Consider the following 657-nt stretch of genomic DNA (forward strand, 5'->3'; position numbering starts at 1 on the left):
CACGGAACATCCGACGTGGGATTATGGGTTAACAGGTTGTATACCGGTTTATCCACGGATTTTGTGGATAACTGGGAAGCTCTCAGTCAGGCAACTCGATCTTCCAGTAATCCATATTACGTACCCGACCAACCACTTCCCAGTCCGGCTGCTGGGTACTGCTGACCTCCAGTCCGGAATAGGTGCAGGTAAACGTAAATAACCGTTTATGGCCATGAACCGTTTTCCAGGCCAGAAACAGGCCGGGGCCCGGGCGAAGTTCCTTTTCCACGGTCAGCAGGGTACAACCGGGGAAGGACTCCACCATTTCCGGCACATAAAAAAAACGGTAAGCACTGGGCTGCCGGTATGCATGGTAAGGACTGTTGAACAAATCCGGCACCCTGGCAATCACGTCATAGAGGTCGCCTTCGGTAGGCACCACCATCACCTTGGTAAGCATGGTGGTCTGCTGCCAGGCATCCTCCCGGTGTACCACGGACTCATGATCATGGGGGTCACCCCGGCCTGTGGAAAACCACACAGAGCTAACCCCCAGGGTTCTGGTCAACACTTCAAGGTACTTCTGCGGGTTACCTATTTCACCCTTGGCCAGGCGATAGAGGTAATTCTGGTCAATACCGGATTTCCGGGCCAGTTTGGGAATACTGGCAATGC

General features: G+C 53.7%; 1 protein-coding gene. It reads right to left on the reverse strand.

Translation table 11 applies throughout. From position 1 onward, the window contains the following. Positions 1-82 precede the first annotated feature (82 nt). The coding region (locus AK963_RS34270; protein WP_175404774.1) for a helix-turn-helix domain-containing protein at positions 83-657 on the reverse strand (575 nt) is incomplete at its 5' end.

Source organism: Endozoicomonas atrinae, from assembly GCF_001647025.1.
Classification (GTDB): domain Bacteria; phylum Pseudomonadota; class Gammaproteobacteria; order Pseudomonadales; family Endozoicomonadaceae; genus Endozoicomonas; species Endozoicomonas atrinae.